Raw genomic sequence first — 18,760 nt, forward strand, 5'->3', positions numbered from 1 at the left:
CTCGCGAACGAGCAGGCGTCAGGAGGTCTTCTTCTGAGGAACGTGGTCGACCCCGCCGGGGTTCCACGGATGGCAACGGCCGAGCCGCTTGAGCGTGAGCCAGGTGCCCTTGATCGGGCCGAATCGCTGCAGGGCCGTGAGGCCGTACGTCGAGCACGACGGGTAGAACCGGCACGTAGCAGGCAACGCCGGCGAGATCCACCGACGGTAGAAGCGGACGACCACGAGCAGCGGCCACACGACGACGCGGCGCCAGCCGTGCTGTTCGTCCGGCACCGGTGTGGCTGACGCGGCGTGGTCGCCGGGCACATCATCGCCGGCCGGCGCTCGAGGCACCCCGGCACTCATCGTCGAACCCTGGACGCGTCCTGATGCGCCCGGTCCGATGGTTCGCGTGAATCCGTTTCACGTGAAACATCCTGTGGTCGCTGACGTCGCGTCGCCTTGGCGAGCATCCGATCGAACTCCCTCGCGACGTCGTGGCTCGAGGCACCGGCGATCGCCGGGTTCGCGCGCACGACGATGTCGAGCCCGGGGTCGATCTCACTCAGCGCGTCCCGGGCGACGTGCCGCAGCACGCGTTTGGCCCGCGAACGCACGACGGCGTTGCCCACGGCCTTTGAAACGACGAAACCGACGCGCGGCCCCACCCGATCCTCGGGTGAAAGGCCGAACGCGTCGGCGTCGATCACATGAACGGCGAGCAGCGAGCCACCCGCGCGCCCCGCACGTCGATCCCGCAGGACGGCGCGGTACTGCCCTGCGTCACGAATGCGATGCTGAGCAGGGAGCACGGCCGGTCGTGGGCCGAACTCAGGCGGAAAGCTGCTTGCGACCCTTGGCGCGTCGGTTCGCCAGGATGGCGCGGCCGGCGCGGGTGCGCATGCGCAGACGGAAGCCGTGCGTCTTGGCGCGGCGACGGTTGTTGGGCTGGAAGGTGCGCTTGCTCACGTCGAACTCCATTGGGGAAGGGCGAACGCTCGCGCGCCGCCGTCGTGCTGATGGTCAGGGTTGTCGCGCCACCCGCACGTGACGGGCTCCAGGCTCTTCGAACCTTCGGCATCCCACTCCTGCAGCACCAGCAATGGCGGCCCACAGGGCCTGCCCATCGGCGAAAATACCTTGGAACGGCACGCATCGAGGCGGTGGATCACCGTCATCGGGGCGCAGACAATCGTCATCCAGCTTACGCATGCGGGGCCAACAGGGTCAAAACGTCCGAACCTCCACTCCATACCCAACAGCGCGCGCACGCGAATAACACATCTGTGATTCACACGCCGCCGCACAAATCCAGTCGACACGCCGTTAGCCTGACGAGAAAACGACATTCCCCTCGTCTGGCGCGCACCGCCCGATGAGCCCCAGGACACACCGTGCACAGGCTGTGGATAACTCTGTGGATATGGGGCCTACTATGGGAGACGCCCAGCACGCCTCGTCGCCATCACGGCCTCGAGCACCGACGACCGACCGGCTGCGACCCCCGCAGCGCCAGGAGGAGCCACGTGACCACCGACGAACCCGTCGACTACGAGCGCACCTGGCACGCCGCGTTGGAGGACATGGACAAGCACGGCATCGGCTCGCGTGATCGCGCCTACCTCAACCTGACGCGCTTCGTCGGGCTGCTCGGTGACAACGTGCTGCTGTCCGTGCCCTTCGACCAGACGAAGCGGATGCTCGAGGGGCCGCTGCGCGAACCCGTGGCGAAGGCACTGTCGGATCAGCTAGGCCAACAGGTGCGCGTCGCCATCAGCGTCGATGAGAGTCTCCAGGCAGCGGTGCGAGACCTCGACGACGACGGTGACGCGTCCGACGAGAACACCTCTGCAGCAACCGAATCCGATGATGGAACGCTCGGGTTCACCATGCCCGGCCAGGGCGCACCACGGCCGACGAAGGCCGACCCGGGCGTCGTCCTGCCGCCTCGCTCGACGGGCTATCAGCGCGATGCCGCTGCCGCTCCGAGCGACACCGAGGCCCCGCGCCTCAACCCCAAGTACACGTTCGACACGTTCGTCATCGGTGAGAGCAACCGGTTCGCGCACGCCGCCGCCATCGCCATCGCCGAGGAGCCGGGCCAGGCCTACAACCCCCTGTTCATCCACGGCGACTCGGGGCTCGGCAAGACCCACCTGCTGCACGCGATCGGTCACTACGTGCACGACTACCACCCGAAGCTGCGGGTGCGATACGTCAGCTCCGAGGAGTTCACGAACGACTTCGTCAACTCGATCCGTGACGACCGCGCCGCGACGTTCCAGCGCCGCTACCGCGACGACGTCGACGTCCTGCTCATCGACGACATCCAGTTCCTGCAGGGCAAGGAGCAGACGCAGGAGGAGTTCTTCCACACCTTCAACGCCCTGCACTCCACCGGCAAGCAGATCGTGCTGACCTCGGATCAGCCGCCGGAGAAGCTGACGACGTTCGCCGACCGCATGCGCAGCCGCTTCAAGTCGGGGCTGACGACGGACGTCCACCCGCCCGAGCTGGAGACGCGCATCGCGATCCTGCGCAAGAAGGCCAACGCCGAGCGCATGGACATCGGCGATGACGTGCTCGAGCTCATCGCCTCGAAGATCTCGACGAACATCCGTGAGCTCGAGGGCGCGCTCATCCGTGTCGCCGCTTATGCGTCACTGCAGAAGGAACCGGTCGACCGGGCGAAGGCCGCGTTCGTCCTCAAGGACGTCGTGCCGAGCGAGACGGGGCAGATCACCGTCGGCCACATCATCGCCGAGACGGCCGTCTACTTCGGGGTGACGGTCGACGACATCAAGGGCCCGTCGCGCTCACGCAACCTGACGATGGCGCGTCAGATCGCCATGTACCTGTCGCGTGAGCTGACGGAGCACTCATTCCCACAGCTCGGACAGCACTTCGGTGGGCGCGACCACACGACCGTCATGCACGCGGAGAAGAAGATCCGCCAGCTCATCGGCGAGCGTCGCCCCGTGTACGACCAGATCACGGAGCTGACGACGCAGATCCGCCGTCGCAGTCACTGACTCCACGGTACGTCGCCATGATCAGCGTCACTGCGAGCGCCTGACGCTGAGACAATGCGCGGATGACGACGCGCCGCGCCCCGCATGCTGCTCCCCTTGACGCCGCCACATCAGGGACGCGTCGTGCCGGCGCCGTCCTCACGCTCGTGCTGGCCGGGCTGTCGATGTTCGGCCCCTTCAACGTCGACGCGCCCCTGCCCGCGTTCGCCCGAATGGGCGCCGAGTTTCACGTGGAACCGGCCGCGATGCAGCAGGTGGTCAGCGTCTACCTGTTGTCGTTCGCCGTCATGAGCCTGTTCCACGGGCCGGTGTCGGACGCCGTGGGTCGCAAACCCGTCATGACGGTGGGGATCGGTGTCTATGTCCTCGCCTCCGTCGGCTGCGCCCTGGCGCCGTCTCTGCCACTGCTGCTCGTCTTCCGCGCGTTCCAGGGTTTCGCGGCCGGGGCGGGTCAGATCATCGCGCGTGCGGTGATCCGCGACCTCTTCTCCGGCCCCGAGGCACAACGCCTGATGAGCCAGGTGTCGATGATCTTCGGACTCGCGCCGGCCTTCGCGCCGATCCTGGGCGGTGCCTTGCTGACGGTGGGCGACTGGCGCTCGATCTTCTGGTTCCTCACCGCGTTCGGTGTGGTCATGACCATCTGCGTGAGCAGGTTCCTGCCCGAGACACTTCCCGTGGAACAACGCTCGTCCCTCGCACTCGGGCCCATCGTGAGCGCTCTCCTGGCGGCACTGCGCAGCGGTCGGTTCCTACGCATCGCGCTGGCCGCGTCGCTCGCGTTCGCAGGACAGTTCTTGTTCATCTCGAACGCGCCTCTCTTCCTCGGCGGGCTGCTCGGGCTCGGCGAGAACGAGTACTGGATGTTCTTCGTGCCGATGGTGGTGTGCATGATCGCGGGCTCCTGGCTGAGCGCGCGGGCCGCCGGGCACCTCAGCGCCGCCCGTCAGGCGTCGTACGGCCTGCTGTTCGCCCTCGCCTCAGCCACGGTCGGCGTCGTCATCGCACTGCAGCCGTGGGGCAGCGACGTCCCGTGGGCGCTCGTCGCGCCTTCCCTGACGGCCTTCGGGGTTGCGGTCGCTCTGCCGGTGCTCCAGCTCGCGCAGCTCGACGAGTTTCCCCAGGCGCGTGGCACGGCGGCTTCCGCCGGCACCTTCGTCAACCTCGTCTTCGCCGCTGCTCTCGCCGGGGTGATCGGACCGTTGGTGGCCACGGACCTCGTGACGATGGCGCTCGCCGCCTTCTGCTGCGTCGCATCGGGCGCGTTGCTCTGGGCCGCCCACGTGGCGGCGCGTCGATGAGTGCGTGAGTGAACGGCGGGCCAACGCCCGACAGCTGCCAAACTGCCGCTCGGCGGCTCACAGGTGGCCACCCACATGGTTGTCCACAGAATCTGGGGACAACCATGTGGGTAAGGTGTGGGTCGCTGACGGCCCGCGAACATCCGAAGGTCCCCGAACCCCGGAATGGCGCTCATCCACACCTGTGGACAACACTGTGGAAATGTGGACGACACCGATGTGATTCCCTCCTGGTTCACGGCAACCACCCAGCCGTCAGCGAGTGATCCATCCCTCATCCACGGGGTTATCCACAGTTTCTGGGGATGAAGCAGTGGAAAACCCGTCCGATCAGGGGGAAACCCACCCCGCAACGACAGCCGGTTGTGGATGAAGATTTTCTCTCCACAACCGGCTGTCACCATCCACAGCAACGATCCCCACGTCACCCACACCCGAGATCCCAGTGCTGACGAGGACGAACAGGGGTTTTCCCCACCATCCACACCCCCTATGACGACGACCAACATCTTCACCATGGCGAGAAAGCGCCCCACGTATCCACACCGCACCCCACTGTCGACGAGCCGGCGACGTCCCCCGTCAGCACCCCTCGTCGTCTCTTGGGCGAGGCCGACGACCTGAGCTAGGCTCACGAGCGCACAGCTGTGCCTGTGGCATCGACGCGGAGTTCGCTCGCAGCAGGAGCCACCCCGCACGTGACGAGACATCGCACGAGGGTCACAGCTCGCCTGCGACGACGAACGATGAGGGACGGTGGACGTGAAGCTCCGGGTTGAACGCGATGTGTTGGCCGAAGCGGTGGCCTGGGCAGTGCGCGGTCTGTCGCAGCGCCCGCCCGTCCCCGTGCTCGCGGGTGTCCTGCTCGAGGCGAGCCCCGAGGGTCTGACGCTGTCCGCGTTCGACTACGAGGTCTCCGCGAAGGTGACGGTCGACGCCGACGTCGAGGAGGCGGGCACCGTCCTCGTCCTCGGCCGCCTGCTCGCCGACATCACGAAGAGCCTTCCGCACAAGCCGATCGAACTGATCAGCGAGGGCTCGAAGGTGCAGGTCACGTGCGGCAGCGCGAAGTTCAGCCTCCAGAGCATGCCGACGGGCGAGTACCCGACGCTGCCCGCAAACCCCGATCCGACGGGCGTCATCGCCGGGGACGTCTTCACGCAGGCCGTCGCGCAGGTCAGCGTCGCGGCCGACCGCGGTGACACCCTGCCGATCCTCACCGGCGTGCGCGTCGAGGTCTCCGGCAACAAGCTGACGCTGCTCGCGACGGACCGCTACCGCCTCGCGATGCGCGAGGTCATGTGGAACGCCGGAGACGAGGGCGCCGAGTACGCGGCGCTCGTGCCCGCGCGCACCCTAGACTCGCTTGCCAAGTCCCTCGGTGCCGCCGGCAACGTCTCGCTCTCCCTGAGCGGCGCGTCGACGGGCTCTGGTCTCGCCGGTTTCGAGGCCGGCCAGCGTCGCATGACGACGCGTCTGCTCGACGGCGACTACCCCAAGGTGACGAGCCTGTTCCCGACGAGCGTCGACACGACGGCGATCGTCGAGACGGCCCAGCTCGCCGAGGCGTGCAAGCGCGTCTCCCTCGTCGCTGAGCGCAACATGCCCGTCCGTCTGCGGTTCGCCGAGGATTCGGTGCGCATCGAGGCCGGCACGGGCGAGGACGCGCAGGCGTCGGAGACGTTCGAGGCGAAGATCGACGGCCCCGAGCTCGAGATCGCGTTCAGCCCCCAGTTCCTGCTCGACGGGCTCGGCGTCGTCGGCACGAAGTACGTCCGCCTCGGCTTCACCCAGCCGACGCGCCCGGCTGTCCTGTCCGGTCAGGACGAGATCGACGGTGACGCCGACGACAGCTATCGCTACCTCATCATGCCGGTGCGTTTCGCGAACTGACGGCCGTTCGGACAGCGTTCGCGCCCCTGCCCGGACGGGCGTAGCGTGAACCCTGAGTTTTCGTGATGCGCGCGTTCCAGACGTGCGTGTCGGACATGCAACGTCACGAAGGAGAAGACCCATGCAGCTTGGTTTGATCGGTCTCGGCAAGATGGGCGGCAACATGCGCGATCGCATGAAGGCTGCGGGCATCGAGGTCATCGGCTACGACACGAATCGCGAGATCAGCGACGTCGCGGACCTCGCCGAACTCGTCGAGAAGGTCGACGCACCGCGCAACATCTGGGTCATGGTGCCGGCCGGCAAGATCACCGACTCCGTCATGTCCGAGCTGCAGGGCCTGCTCGCCGAGGGCGACCTCGTCATCGACGGTGGCAACAGCAAGTGGTCCGACGACCAGGGCCACGCCGAGCAGTTCGCCAAGACGGGCGTGCACTTCATGGACTGCGGTGTCTCCGGCGGCATCTGGGGCAAGGAGAACGGCTACGGCCTCATGTGCGGCGGTGACGACGCCGACGTCAAGCGCATGATGCCGGTCTTCGACGCACTGCGCCCGGAGGGCCCCCGCGAGGAGGGTTTCGTCCACGCCGGTGAGGTCGGCGCCGGTCACTACGCCAAGATGGTCCACAACGGCATCGAGTACGGCCTCATGCACGCCTACGCCGAGGGCTGGGAGCTGCTCGAGGCGAAGGACATCGTCACCGACGTCCACGGCTGCTTCAAGGCCTGGACGCGCGGCACCGTCGTGCGTTCCTGGCTGCTCGACCTCATGGTGAAGGCGCTCGAGGAGACGCCGCACCTCGAGGGCGTCTCCGAGTACACGACCGACTCCGGTGAGGGTCGCTGGACGCTCGAGGAGGCCATCGCGAACGCCGTCCCGATGCCGGTGCTCGCCGCCGCGCTGTTCGGCCGTTTCGCCTCGCGCCAGGAGAACAGCCCGCAGATGCAGGCGGTCGCCGCACTGCGCGGTCAGTTCGGCGGGCACGAGGTCATGCAGTTCGGTCGCGAGCCGTGGCGCGCCGCGAAGGAAGGCCAGGCCGAGGTCTCCGGCGCCGCCGAGCCGAAGAAGGACGCGGGCGCCGCGCGCCCAGGCGCTGCCCCCAACGAGCACTGATCGGCGTTCGCTGATCTGACGATTCGACCCCAGGGCATCCGAGCCACCGACCGAAAGCGCTGTGAGACTCCGCCATCTGTCGCTGCGTGACTTCCGCTCCTACACGGAGGCGGAAGTCGAGCTCGCTGACGGAGTGACCACATTCGTGGGCCTCAACGGCCAGGGCAAGACCAACCTGGTCGAAGCCGCCGGTTACCTCGCGACCCTGGGGTCGCATCGTGTCTCGACGGACGCTCCCCTCGTCCGCTTCGGAGCCGAGCGGGCCTTCGTGCGCGCGGCCGTCGTCCGTGATTCACATGAAACAGTGCTCGAGCTCGAGATCGTTCCGGGTAGGGCCAACCGGGCACGCATCGGACGCGCGGCCGCGGGGCGTCCCCGTGACATCCTCGGGTCGCTGCGAACCGTGCTCTTCGCGCCGGAGGATCTCGCGCTCGTCAAGGGCGACCCCGGGGAACGTCGCCGATTTCTCGACGACCTCCTCGTCGCGCGTCAACCGCGCTGGGCCGGTGCTCGTTCGGACTACGACAAGATTCTCAAGCAGCGCAACGCCCTGTTGCGCTCCGCCCAATCGGCGCTCAAGAAGGGCGCGCGAGGCGCTCGCCTCTCGGCGGATGAAGAGGTTTCACGTGAAACAGCTCTCGACACGCTGGTCGAGTGGAACACGCACCTCGCGTCAGTCGGTTCTGCCCTCGTCTACGCCCGTCTACGGTTGCTGAAAGATCTGGCCCCCTACGTGGCCCAGGCGTACGACGAGGTGAGTGCCGGGCGTTCTGATGCGCGCCTCGCGTATGTGTCGTCACTGCCGGAGTCGACCGCGGCGCGCATCGCCTCGGGCGAGGTTCCGGAGCGCGACGAGCTCGAGAAGGCCTTTCATGAGGCGTTCGAGCTCCAGCGGACCCGCGAGATCGAACGTGGTGTCACCCTCGTGGGGCCGCACCGGGACGACGTCACCCTGACGCTCGGAGACCTGCCCGCCAAGGGCTACGCGAGTCACGGTGAGTCGTGGTCGTTTGCGCTCGCCCTGCGCCTCGCGGCCTTCCACCTGCTGCGTCATGACCTCGGCACCGACCCCGTCCTCGTCCTCGACGACGTCTTCGCCGAACTCGACGCGGGGCGCCGCGAACGGCTGGCCGACATGGTGAGCGACGCCGAGCAGGTGCTCATCACCGCCGCCGTTGAGGAGGACGTTCCCGCGCGGCTTTCCGGCCAGGTCTTCCACGTGACGAAGGGCCACGTCGCGCCTCGAGGCGATGGATCCCTCGAGGAGGCGCCTGGCGGCGTGCAGCCGGCGGCTCACCCGGGTCTGCCCGAGGCCGAGGACGCCCCGGATGGGCCCGCCCGTGATGCGGACGACCGTGATGACGGTGACGCGGCTGATGAGTGAGACCAGCGGCATCGATGCGTGGGCACCGGACGATCAGGCCCCGGGCACTGGCACTGGCACCGATAGTGCCGAGGCGCCGGTCGAGTCGAACGCTGAGGACGAGCGCGCCGTCGCCGCGCGGTTGGCGCTCGCTCGGGCTCAGCGCAATGCCGCCGAGCGGGGTTTTCGTCCGGGCTCGCGTCCTGCGCCCCGGCGTTCCCGCTCGACGCAGAGCTTCACGCCGTCGTCGAATCGCGATGGACGCGACCCCCAACTCATCGACTCGACGATGAAACGCCTCCTGCTCGAGCGGGGGTGGAACGTCGACGTGGCAGCCGGCGCCGTCATGTCGCGGTGGGCCGATCTCGTCGGTGCGGGCGTGGCCGAGCACGCTCGGCCTCTCACGTTCGAGGACGGCGTGCTCATCGTGCGCGCGGAATCGACGGCCTGGGCCACGCAGCTGCAGCTGCTCACCACATCCCTGCTGGCCTCCATCGCTGACGGTGTGGGTGAGGGCGTCGTCAACGAACTGCGGGTTGTCGGCCCGAGCGCCCCGAGCTGGGTGCGCGGCCCGCGTCGTGTCGCAGGACGCGGACCACGCGACACCTACGGCTGACGGCCGCGCCTGTTTCACGTGGAACCTTCCCGGTTTCGTGTGCAGAGCGCCTCCAGCGAAACCCCGCAGCATGTCCGCGTCACCCCGTCGACGCTGAGAGAGGAGCCCGAGGGAGGCCGGCCGAGCCAGAGGCCGATGAGTGCCCTCGAGGCCCCGGTCGACGATCCCCGGCACGTCGAGGCCTCGTTCCCGCGTGCACGAGGCCCTCTAGAGCGTTTCGTGGCTATGTTCTGAGCCGTGCTACCAGTAAGATGGACATGATTCGCACGTTGTATCGCGTCACGAGCCCGCACGCACGTCGTTGCGGGAGTCACGCCTCGGGTTTCCCGCTCCGAGAGCCGGCGCACTGCAACGGTGCCACGCACGGTGAAGGAGCACAGTGGCCGACAAGCCCAGCGACGACTCGATCGACCCTACGACGCAGGATCCCTCGCTCGCAGACGCGGCCGACGGCGCGTCAGAGCAGGTCGAGCAGCACGTCCGGTCCCAGATCGACACGGAGTACGACGCCGACGCCATCCAGGTCCTCGAGGGCCTCGAGGCCGTCCGCAAGCGGCCCGGCATGTACATCGGCTCCACGGGTGAGCGCGGCCTGCATCACCTCGTGTGGGAGATCGTCGACAACTCGGTCGACGAGGCCCTCGCCGGTCACGCGACGCGCGTCGACGTGACGATCCTGCCCGACAACGGCATCCGCGTCTCCGACAACGGCCGCGGCATCCCGACGGGCCGCAACGAGGCGTACGACATGTCGACCGTCGAGCTCGTCCTCACCCAGCTGCACGCCGGAGGCAAGTTCGGTGGCGGCGGCTACAAGGTCTCCGGTGGTCTGCACGGCGTCGGCAGCTCGGTCGTCAACGCCCTGTCGACGCGCCTCGAGGCCGAGGTGCGGCAGAAGGGCCGCGTCTACCGAATGGAGTTCGCGGGCGGTGTGCCGCTCGGCGAGCTGCGTGAGGAAGAGGAGAGCGACGAGACTGGCACGACGATCACGTTCTGGGCGAGCCCGGAGATCTTCGAGACGACCGTCTACGACTTCGAGACGATCCGTGCGCGCTTCCAGCAGATGGCCTTCCTCAACAAGGGCCTGACGATCTCCCTCACCGACGAGCGTCCCGATGCCGTCGACGAGGGTGCTGCAGAGGAAGCTGCGGCCGACGCTGCAGCCGAGGGTGCCGACGCCGCACAGGCTGACGAGGCCGCCGCGCGGGCGAAGAAGGGCAGGAGCGTCACGTACTGCTACGCGGACGGTCTGCTCGACTACGTCAAGCACCTCAACTCCTCCAAGCGCGCCGAGGTCGTCAACGAGGACATCATCGCCTTCGAGCACGAGGACGCCGAGCGCTACCTCTCGGTCGAGGTCGCGATGCAGTGGACGACGGCGTACAGCGAGTCCGTCCACACGTACGCCAACACGATCAACACGCACGAGGGCGGCACGCACGAAGAGGGTTTCCGCGCGGCGATGACGAAGCTCGTCAACGACTTCGCGCGCCGCGAGAAGCTGCTCAAGGAGAAGGACGACAACCTCACCGGTGACGACATCCGCGAGGGGCTGACGGCCGTCATCAGCGTCAAGCTTGCCGAACCACAGTTCGAGGGCCAGACGAAGACGAAGCTCGGCAACTCCGAGGTCAAAGGCTTCGTCCAGACCGCGGTGCGCGACGAGTTCGACCACTGGCTGCAGATGCACCCGCGAGAGGGCAAGGCGATCGTCAGCAAGGCCATCGCCGCCGCGTCGGCGCGGATGGCGGCCCGCAAGGCGCGCGAGACCGCGCGACGCAAGGGCCTGCTCGAATCGGGTGGGCTGCCGGGCAAGCTGCGCGACTGCCAGAGCAAGGATCCGTCGATCTCCGAGGTGTTCATCGTCGAGGGTGACTCGGCCGGCGGCTCGGCGGTGCAGGGGCGCAACCCGTTCAACCAGGCGATCCTGCCGATCCGCGGCAAGATCCTCAACGTCGAGAAGGCACGCCTCGACAAGGTGCTCGCGAACAATGAGGTGCAGGGCCTGATCTCGGGCTTCGGCACGGGCATCGGCGAGGACTTCACGATCGAGAAGGCGCGCTACCACAAGATCGTCCTCATGGCCGACGCCGACGTCGACGGCATGCACATCCGCACGCTGCTGCTCACTCTGTTGTTCCGCTTCATGCGCCCGCTCATCGAGGCCGGATACGTCTACCTCGCCCAGCCGCCGCTGTACCGCATCAAGTGGAGCAACCACGAGCACGAGTTCGCCTTCACCGACCGCGAGCGCGACGCGATGATCGACGCAGGCCAGTCGAAGGGCTGGCGCCTGCCGAAGGAGAACGGCGTCCAGCGCTACAAGGGTCTCGGCGAGATGAATTACCAGGAATTGTGGGAGACCACGATGGACCCGGAGTCGCGCACGTTGCTCCAGGTCACGCTCGAGGACGCCGCGGCCGCCGACGAGATCTTCGCCGTGCTCATGGGTGAGGACGTCGAATCGCGACGCAGCTTCATCCAGCGCAACGCGAAGGACGTCAGGTTCCTCGACATCTGATCTGCGTTTCACGTGAAACGTGAGCGACGAGCCGCTCCGTTTCACGTGAAACATCGCGACAACTCGACAACCCTTCATCGAAGGAATGACACATGTCTGACGACACGAACCTGCCGGGCGACGACGCGTCCGACCTGCCGGACGATCTCCCCGAGGTCCCCCAGGGCGAAGCCGACGCTCCCGCCAGCGACGCCGCAGCAGCCGCGGCCGGCATCGACCCCACGCGCCCCGAGCCGCCGACGATGAAGGTGCCGAACACGCCGGAGGCGCAGGCCGCCGTCGCCGCTCCGGTTGCGCACCGCGTCGACCCGATCGACCTCAACGCCGAGATGCAGCGCAGCTACATCGAGTACGCGATGAGCGTCATCGTCTCGCGTGCCCTGCCGGACGTGCGTGACGGCCTCAAGCCCGTGCACCGTCGCATCGTCTACGCCATGTACGACGGTGGCTACCGTCCCGACCGCGGCTACAACAAGTGCAGCCGTGTGGTCGGTGACGTCATGGGTCAGTACCACCCGCACGGTGACTCGGCGATCTACGACGCCCTCGTGCGTCTCGTGCAGCCGTGGTCGATGCGCTACCCGCTCGTCGACGGCCAGGGCAACTTCGGTTCGCCCGGCAACGACGGCGCAGCCGCCCCGCGATACACCGAGTGCCGCATGGCGCCCCTCGCGATGGAGCTCGTGCGCGACATCCACGAGAACACCGTCGACTTCGAGCCCAACTACGACGGCAAGACGCTGCAGCCCAGCGTCCTGCCGAGCCGTTTCCCGAACCTGCTCGTCAACGGCAGCGCCGGCATCGCTGTCGGCATGGCGACGCAGATCCCGCCGCACAACCTGCGCGAGGTCGCCGACGCCGCGCAGTGGCTGCTCGCGAACCCCGAGGCCTCGCGTGAGGCACTGCTCGAAGAGTGCCTGCGTCGCATCCCCGGCCCGGACTTCCCGACCGGCGCGCTCATCATGGGCAAGCGCGGCGTCGAGGACGCCTACCGCACCGGCCGCGGCAGCATCACGATGCGCGCCGTCGTCAACGTCGAGGAGATCCAGGGCCGTCAGTGCCTCGTCGTCACGGAGCTGCCGTACCAGGTCAACCCAGACGCGCTCGCCGAGAAGATCGCGATGCTCGTCAAGGACGGCAAGATGGCCGGCATCGCCGACATCCGTGACGAGACGTCCGGCCGCACCGGCCAGCGCCTCGTCATCGTGCTCAAGCGTGACGCGATCGCCAAGGTCGTGCTCAACAACCTCTACAAGCACACGCAGCTGCAGCAGAACTTCGGCGCGAACATGCTCGCCCTCGTCGACGGTGTGCCGCGCACGCTGCCGATCAGTGCGTTCATCCGCTACTGGGTCGAGCACCAGATCGACGTCATCGTGCGCCGCACGCAGTTCCGTCTCGACGAGGCCGAGAAGCGCATCCACATCCTGCGCGGTCTGTTGAAGGCCCTCGACATGCTCGACGAGGTCATCGCCCTCATCCGTCGCAGCCCGACGGTCGACGATGCCCGCACGGGCCTCATCGAGCTGCTCGACATCGACGAGATCCAGGCCAACGCCATCCTCGAGATGCAGCTGCGTCGCCTCGCGGCGCTCGAGCGTCAGCGCATCATCGAGCAGCACGACGAGCTGCAGGCGAAGATCGACGACTACAAGGACATCCTGGCCAAGCCGGAGCGTCAGCGTCAGATCGTCAGCGACGAGCTCGCCGAGATCGTCGAGAAGTACGGCGACGACCGTCGCAGCCAGATCGTGCCGTTCGACGGTGACATGAACATGGAAGACCTCATCCCCGAAGAGGACGTGGTCGTCACCATCACGCGCGGCGGCTACGTCAAGCGCACGAAGGTGAGCGAGTACCGCAGCCAGCGTCGCGGTGGCAAGGGTGTGCGCGGCGCGACGCTGCGCGGTGACGACGTCGTCGGGCACTTCTTCACGACCTCGACGCACGACTGGCTGTTGTTCTTCACGAACGCCGGCCGCGTCTACCGGACGAAGGGCTACGAGCTGCCGGAGGGCTCGCGCGACAGCAAGGGCCAGCACGTCGCGAACCTGCTCGCGTTCCAGCCGGGCGAGCAGATCGCTCAGGTCATGGCGCTGCGCACCTATGCCGACTCGGAGTACCTTCTGCTCGCGACCCGCAACGGCCTCGTCAAGAAGACGCGCCTGTCGGAGTATGACTCGCCGCGTTCGGGCGGCCTCATCGCCGTCAACCTGCGTGACGGCGACGAGCTCGTCGGTGCCGGCCTCGCGACGCACGACGACGACGTCCTGCTCGTCAGCCGCAAGGGCCAGGCCGTGCGTTTCGCTGCGACGGACGACTCACTGCGTCCGATGGGCCGATCGACGTCGGGTGTCACCGGCATGAAGTTCCGAGAAGGCGACGAACTGCTGTCGATGAACGTCGTGCCGAAGGGCGCGAACGAGGTCGAGCGCGGGGCCGACGAGAAGCTGTGCGTCTTCGTCGTCTTCGAGAACGGGCTCGCCAAGCGCACGCCCGTGGAGGAGTACCCGACGAAGGGGCGCGCGACGCTCGGCGTCAAGGTCGCGACGATCTCAGAGCGAGGCGGTGACCTCGTCGGCGCGCTCGTCGTCGAGAACCGTGACGAAGTGATGGTCGTCATGGAGAAGGGCAAGATCGTCCGCTCGGCCGTCGCCGAGGTGCGTGAGACGGGCCGCAACACGCAGGGCGTGCAGTTCGCGACGCCCGGCAAGGGCGACTCGATCGTCGCCGTCGCGCGCAACGCCGAGAAGGATTCTGAGGAAATCGACGATGACGCGGTAGTTTCGGAGACGAACGAGGCCGCGGAGTCAACTCAGGACGCAACGCACGCTACGGACGACGAGTCGGCCTCCACGGAGAACAACGAGTCGGGAGACAGTGAGTGAGTGACTCGCGAGACGCGCGCGCGAAGCTGCCGAAATCTGCCGGGGGCGCCCCCCGAGCGGTCAAGGGCAGTGGTGCAGCGGCGCCAGCCACACGACCCCAGCAGCAGCGCGTGAGCACGCAGGCCGGCCGCGCGCCGGCCTCGTCGGGCCGCGGCGGCGCCCCACGTCGCTCCACGCCGCGCCGAGTGCGCCTGACGCTGTCGCGCGTCGACACGTGGTCGGTGCTCAAGATCGCCTTCCTGTTGTCGGTGGCCGTCGCCATCGCGTCCGTCGTTCTCGTGGCGACGTTGTGGACGGTGCTCGCGGGCATGGGCACCTTCAGCGCGATCAACGACCTGCTGCGGACGCTGGATCGTCAAGGCTCGAAGTTCGACATCCTCGACTACCTCGGGTTCGGCCGCTCGATCTCGTTCAGCATCGTCATCGGCGTGCTCAACATCATCCTCATGACGGCGATCGCGACCCTGAGCGCGTTCCTCTACAACATCTGCGCCTCCCTCGTCGGCGGCGTGCAGCTGACGTTGAGCGACGAGTGATCGCAGCCTGAGCAATCGCGCGACGGGCCTGCCCTCCACGACGGTGGGGCGGGCCCGTCGTCGTCTGCCCAGACTGGTGGGTGCGGGTCGCAGCTGGCCCGTGGCGACGCGGTGGGATAAGGCGCCGCCCGCGATTTGCGGGCCACGCCTGCGGTGGGTAATCTTACGTCTCGTGCTGATCACGCAGGTGAACGGCACGCACGCGGTGCAGGGGCCTATAGCTCAGTCGGTTAGAGCGCTGTCCTGATAAGACAGAGGTCACTGGTTCAAGTCCAGTTAGGCCCACCACCACTGCCCCTTGATTTCGCCAAGGAGTCGCATGTTCAAGGCACTTCTCGCATCTGCTGCGGCCGCTGCCGCCCTGTATGCGAACAGCGAATACCAGAAGCAGAAGCTGGGCAAGGAGCTGTGGGCGAAGGCCACGCAGGAGCCCGCCACGCAGGCGGCCACCGAACAACCTGGCTGAAAAACCCTCGGGGGTATGGCGCAATTGGTAGCGCACCTGCTTTGCAAGCAGGGGGTTAGGGGTTCGAGTCCCCTTACCTCCACCGAGAACGAAGAGCCCCCCACGGATTCGTGAGGGGCTCTTCGCCGTCCGGTGCCCGCGACGGCGCGGGCAGCGCTCAGAGGAAGGCCAGTGGGTCGAACTCGTCGATCGGGATGACGCGCAGGCGCGGCAGCGTCGCGTTGAACGCCTTGACGTCGTGCTCGAGGTCGAAGAACTCGAGGCCCTGTGCCTCCAGGGGCGAGAAGCCGGCGTTGCGGAACTCCTTGAAGCCGATCAGCCCGACCTTGCGGGAGCCGCCGAGCAGCGGTTCGAGCTGCGGGAGGAAGTCGCCGTCGTGGCTGACGAGCATGACGTCGGCCTGCAGCGTCACGAGGGCGTCCAGCGTCTTCTGGATGGCCATGTCGACCACCTTCTCGCCCTCCGCGCCGGAGAGAGGTATTGGCTGGTAGCCGAGCGCCGTCAGGGCCTGGATGAACGCCATCGGCAGCTCGGGGCCGTTGGCCGCGAGGAAGAACAGCCCCTTGGCGTCCTGGTGCCACTGGCGCTGGGCGAACTTGAGTAGCCTGTCCCAGCGCGGGCGCTCGTCAGGGTGGGGGCGGCGGCCGAGGATCGAGGTGCCGAGCGTGGCATCGATGTTCTCGCCGTCGATGAGGAGGTAGGTGGTGCGCTGAGCCATGGCTCCAACCTAGTCCATGCTGGGCTGACGACGATGGGCCGGTGTTTCACGTGAAACACCGGCCCATCGTCGTCGGGGAAGAGTCAGAGGGACGCGACCGCCTCGTCGACGGGCGTCGTGCCGTTGACGACGACGAACGTCTCTCGGATGGCATGCCCGCTCGTCAGCACCTGCGCGAGCGTGTGGGCGACGTCGCCGCGCGTGATGGGCTGACGCTGCTGGTCGGGGTTGATCGTCACCTGGCCCGTGGGCGCGTCATCGGTGAGCATTCCGGGGCGGACGATGGTCCAGTCGAGGTCGCGGGTACGCAGGTCGGCATCCGCGCCGCCCTTGGCGTAGAGGTAGACCTGGAAGACGCCGGCGTCGACGTTCTCCGGCGCGTCGGAGCCGATCGACGACACCATGACGTAGCGTCGCACGCCCGCCTGCTCCGCAGCGTCGGCGAGCAGCACCGCTCCCATGAGGTCGACGCTCCACTTGCGCGCCCGACCCGATTCCGGGCCGCCACCCGCGGCGAAGACGACGGCGTCGCAGCCGTTGATGACCTCGGCGACGTCGTCGACCGAGGCGTCCTCGAGTGAGATGACGGCGGGCTCCATTCCCGCGGCGCGCAGGTCGTCCGCCTGCTCCGGTGTACGGATGAGGCCGACGACGTCGTGGCCCTCGCCGCTCAACCGCTGCCCGAGCAACCGGGCGATCTGGCCATGTCCTCCTGCAATAGCAATACGCATGCCTCGACACTACTCCTGTGGGCATCAAGCGTCGATCCGTCTCGATGGTTTCATCTACGCGTATCTAATAGATCGAGTACAGCGAGGTAGCAAGCGCTGACATGGTGCTCGTGACGTCGTCACGAGTAGCGACGCGTACGGCCCCGACCAGCACGAGAGGCCCGGACTGGAGCCTTGTCGGTTTGGGGAACGATCGACACGCGCGACAGCCATGCAGACGACGAGGCGGCCATCCCGTACGGGATGGCCGCCTCGTCGTGCCCGATCGCGAGGCCCTCAACGGGGCCTGGCGTCGGGGTGGAGCGTCGAACTCAGTGGTCGTCGCGAGCCGCGCGACGCGAGCTGCGCGTCTCGCCCGCGCTCGGGTCCTCGAGACCTTCCGTCGTCATGTGGCCCGAAGCCTCGGCGTCGGTCCACGACGCAGCCGTGCCGGGGGCGCCGGCGGGCTCGGCAGTCGGCGTGTCGACACCGGCCGGGCGCACCATCGTCGTGTCGTCGGCCTTCGCGAAGTTCGTCACGGGGTTGTTGATCGTCATCTCGTCACCGCGAGCCGTCTTGGAGTCTGCGATGGCGGCCTCCGAGAGGCGAGCGTCCGCCGCACGCTTCTTCTGCTGGTCGGCGTACACGAGGTAGCCGGCGCCCGCGAGAGCGGCGACACCGAGCGTGATGAGGAAGCCGCCCTTCTTCTTCTTGGGCGCGAGGGCCGGCGCGTACTGCGCGACCTGCTTCTGTGCGCCCTCGGGCAGCTGGCCGACGACGTTGTGCGACGCGGCGGTGCCGGCGGCAGCAGCGGTCGCGAGGATCTCCTTGAGGTGCGGCAGCAGCTCGTCCTTGTAGAAGTCGCGCGCGTTGTCGGCTGAGATGCCCTTGTCCTCGGCGACGGCCTCGGCGCGGCCCCGCAGGGCGGCGGCCTTGTACGCGACGTCCTCGCGGGCGCCCGGGCCGAAGGCGCTGACGGCCTTCTTCTCGCCCTTGGCGGCCTTGGCGGCCAGGAGCGCAGCAAGGGCCCCGGCCTTCTTGTCGGCCGTCTTCGACGCCTTGGACGTCTTCTTGTCAGCCTTCTTCATGAAGCGCGAGGAGTTCTTGTCTGCCTTCTTGGCAGCCTTCTTCCCCTTCTGCTGTGCGTCGTCACGAGCGTCCTTGGCGGAGTCGGCGACGGCGGCGAGCGAGGCGACGGTGGCGGCCTTCGCAGCGCCGGCCTTCTCGGCGACGGCTTCGCGCTGGTCGGCGGTCTTGTCGGCGACCTTCTCCGTCGCTGCCTCGACGTGCGGCGCAGCAGCGTCGCGGGCCTCTTCGAGCTTCTCGACGATCACGTCGCGGGCTTCCTCGGCCTTCTCGACGAGGGTCGGCACGACGTCCTTCTCCGTCTTGACCTTGGCCTCGACGGCCTTCTCGGCAGCGAGACCGGCGACGGCGAGGGCGGCGCCCTTGGCCTTCTCGGACTTGGTGGGTTCGGACTTGCACAGCATGGCTGGTCTTCCTCTCCAGTCGGCAGCAGTTCTTGACTTCATCCTGCCTTGTTCGGGCGGGGCTTACCAACCGGTTGTGAGGTATTGGACGCTGTGGGAGGTCGTTTCGCTGAGCGCGAACGCCCGAGAC

The 18,760-nt window shown here is 67.6% G+C and carries 17 protein-coding genes and 2 tRNA genes; 12 read left to right on the top strand and 7 right to left on the bottom strand.

The features are described 5' to 3' along the window. Positions 1-18: 18 nt before the first annotated feature. Genes yidD through EDC82_RS14405 form a run of 4 tightly spaced genes read right to left on the bottom strand, consistent with a single transcriptional unit; the run spans position 19 to position 1,160 of the window. The gene (yidD, locus tag EDC82_RS00420) at positions 19-348 is read right to left on the bottom strand and encodes a membrane protein insertion efficiency factor YidD (RefSeq protein ID WP_081873519.1); all 330 of its coding nucleotides are present in this window, start codon (positions 346-348) and stop codon (positions 19-21) included. Then, the gene (gene rnpA, locus EDC82_RS00425) at positions 345-794 is read right to left on the bottom strand and encodes a ribonuclease P protein component (RefSeq protein WP_006944739.1); all 450 of its coding nucleotides are present in this window, start codon (positions 792-794) and stop codon (positions 345-347) included. Before rnpA ends, yidD begins: the two co-directional genes overlap by 4 nt. A gap of 19 nt (positions 795-813) precedes the next feature. Beyond that, complete coding sequence (gene rpmH, locus EDC82_RS00430) at positions 814-951, bottom strand: 50S ribosomal protein L34 (protein ID WP_006944663.1); 138 nt, start codon at positions 949-951, stop codon at positions 814-816. Further along, the gene (locus EDC82_RS14405) at positions 948-1,160 is read right to left on the bottom strand and encodes a hypothetical protein (protein WP_143181218.1); all 213 of its coding nucleotides are present in this window, start codon (positions 1,158-1,160) and stop codon (positions 948-950) included. The genes rpmH and EDC82_RS14405 overlap by 4 nt, the downstream gene beginning before the upstream one ends. 405 nt (positions 1,161-1,565) lie before the next feature. Between EDC82_RS14405 and dnaA the strand changes: the two genes are divergently transcribed. The 12 genes from dnaA (at position 1,566) to EDC82_RS00485 (ending at position 15,794) form a co-directional block, all read left to right on the top strand. Next, complete coding sequence (gene dnaA / locus EDC82_RS00435; protein WP_216227627.1) at positions 1,566-3,014, top strand: chromosomal replication initiator protein DnaA; 1,449 nt, start codon at positions 1,566-1,568, stop codon at positions 3,012-3,014. 62 nt (positions 3,015-3,076) lie between these two features. After that, positions 3,077-4,315: a multidrug effflux MFS transporter gene (locus EDC82_RS00440; RefSeq protein ID WP_006944797.1), complete on the top strand. Its 1,239-nt coding sequence runs from the start codon at positions 3,077-3,079 to the stop codon at positions 4,313-4,315. A gap of 762 nt (positions 4,316-5,077) precedes the next feature. Continuing rightward, the gene (gene dnaN, locus EDC82_RS00445) at positions 5,078-6,208 is read left to right on the top strand and encodes a DNA polymerase III subunit beta (protein ID WP_040014531.1); all 1,131 of its coding nucleotides are present in this window, start codon (positions 5,078-5,080) and stop codon (positions 6,206-6,208) included. 121 nt (positions 6,209-6,329) lie between these two features. Then, positions 6,330-7,322, top strand: a complete 993-nt coding sequence (gene gnd, locus EDC82_RS00450) for a phosphogluconate dehydrogenase (NAD(+)-dependent, decarboxylating) (RefSeq protein ID WP_131940200.1) — start codon at positions 6,330-6,332, stop codon at positions 7,320-7,322. A gap of 61 nt (positions 7,323-7,383) precedes the next feature. Continuing rightward, positions 7,384-8,706, top strand: coding sequence for a DNA replication/repair protein RecF (gene recF / locus EDC82_RS00455; protein ID WP_131940202.1), 1,323 nt, complete (start codon positions 7,384-7,386; stop codon positions 8,704-8,706). After that, positions 8,699-9,301, top strand: coding sequence for a DUF721 domain-containing protein (locus EDC82_RS00460; RefSeq protein WP_131940204.1), 603 nt, complete (start codon positions 8,699-8,701; stop codon positions 9,299-9,301). Before recF ends, EDC82_RS00460 begins: the two co-directional genes overlap by 8 nt. 379 nt (positions 9,302-9,680) lie before the next feature. Beyond that, positions 9,681-11,822: a DNA topoisomerase (ATP-hydrolyzing) subunit B gene (gene gyrB, locus EDC82_RS00465; protein ID WP_131940206.1), complete on the top strand. Its 2,142-nt coding sequence runs from the start codon at positions 9,681-9,683 to the stop codon at positions 11,820-11,822. 92 nt (positions 11,823-11,914) lie between these two features. Continuing rightward, positions 11,915-14,710 carry a DNA gyrase subunit A gene (gyrA, locus tag EDC82_RS00470; RefSeq protein ID WP_131940208.1) on the top strand — a complete coding sequence of 932 codons (2,796 nt, stop codon included), beginning with the start codon at positions 11,915-11,917 and terminating at the stop codon, positions 14,708-14,710. 110 nt (positions 14,711-14,820) lie between these two features. After that, positions 14,821-15,246 (top strand): DUF3566 domain-containing protein, encoded by a 426-nt coding sequence (locus EDC82_RS00475; protein ID WP_231729406.1) that lies wholly within the window; start codon positions 14,821-14,823, stop codon positions 15,244-15,246. A 211-nt stretch (positions 15,247-15,457) separates the two neighbouring features. Next, a tRNA-Ile gene (locus EDC82_RS00480) sits at positions 15,458-15,534 on the top strand. A gap of 31 nt (positions 15,535-15,565) precedes the next feature. Beyond that, positions 15,566-15,712 (top strand): hypothetical protein, encoded by a 147-nt coding sequence (locus tag EDC82_RS14410; RefSeq protein ID WP_006944753.1) that lies wholly within the window; start codon positions 15,566-15,568, stop codon positions 15,710-15,712. A gap of 9 nt (positions 15,713-15,721) precedes the next feature. Next, positions 15,722-15,794: transfer RNA gene (locus EDC82_RS00485), tRNA-Ala, on the top strand. Between the two features lie 75 nt (positions 15,795-15,869). On the opposite strand, the gene EDC82_RS00490 is transcribed toward EDC82_RS00485, so the two are convergent. The 3 genes from EDC82_RS00490 to EDC82_RS00500 all read right to left on the bottom strand — a co-directional run bounded on the left by EDC82_RS00490 (position 15,870) and on the right by EDC82_RS00500 (position 18,630). Then, the gene (locus tag EDC82_RS00490) at positions 15,870-16,430 is read right to left on the bottom strand and encodes an NYN domain-containing protein (RefSeq protein WP_006944737.1); all 561 of its coding nucleotides are present in this window, start codon (positions 16,428-16,430) and stop codon (positions 15,870-15,872) included. Between the two features lie 83 nt (positions 16,431-16,513). Then, positions 16,514-17,161 (bottom strand): SDR family oxidoreductase, encoded by a 648-nt coding sequence (locus tag EDC82_RS00495; protein ID WP_074040021.1) that lies wholly within the window; start codon positions 17,159-17,161, stop codon positions 16,514-16,516. A gap of 311 nt (positions 17,162-17,472) precedes the next feature. Further along, positions 17,473-18,630: a hypothetical protein gene (locus tag EDC82_RS00500; RefSeq protein WP_131940210.1), complete on the bottom strand. Its 1,158-nt coding sequence runs from the start codon at positions 18,628-18,630 to the stop codon at positions 17,473-17,475. Positions 18,631-18,760: the final 130 nt, after the last annotated feature.

This window comes from Dermacoccus sp. SAI-028 (genome assembly GCF_004346775.1).
Taxonomy (GTDB): Bacteria; Actinomycetota; Actinomycetes; order Actinomycetales; family Dermatophilaceae; genus Dermacoccus; species Dermacoccus nishinomiyaensis.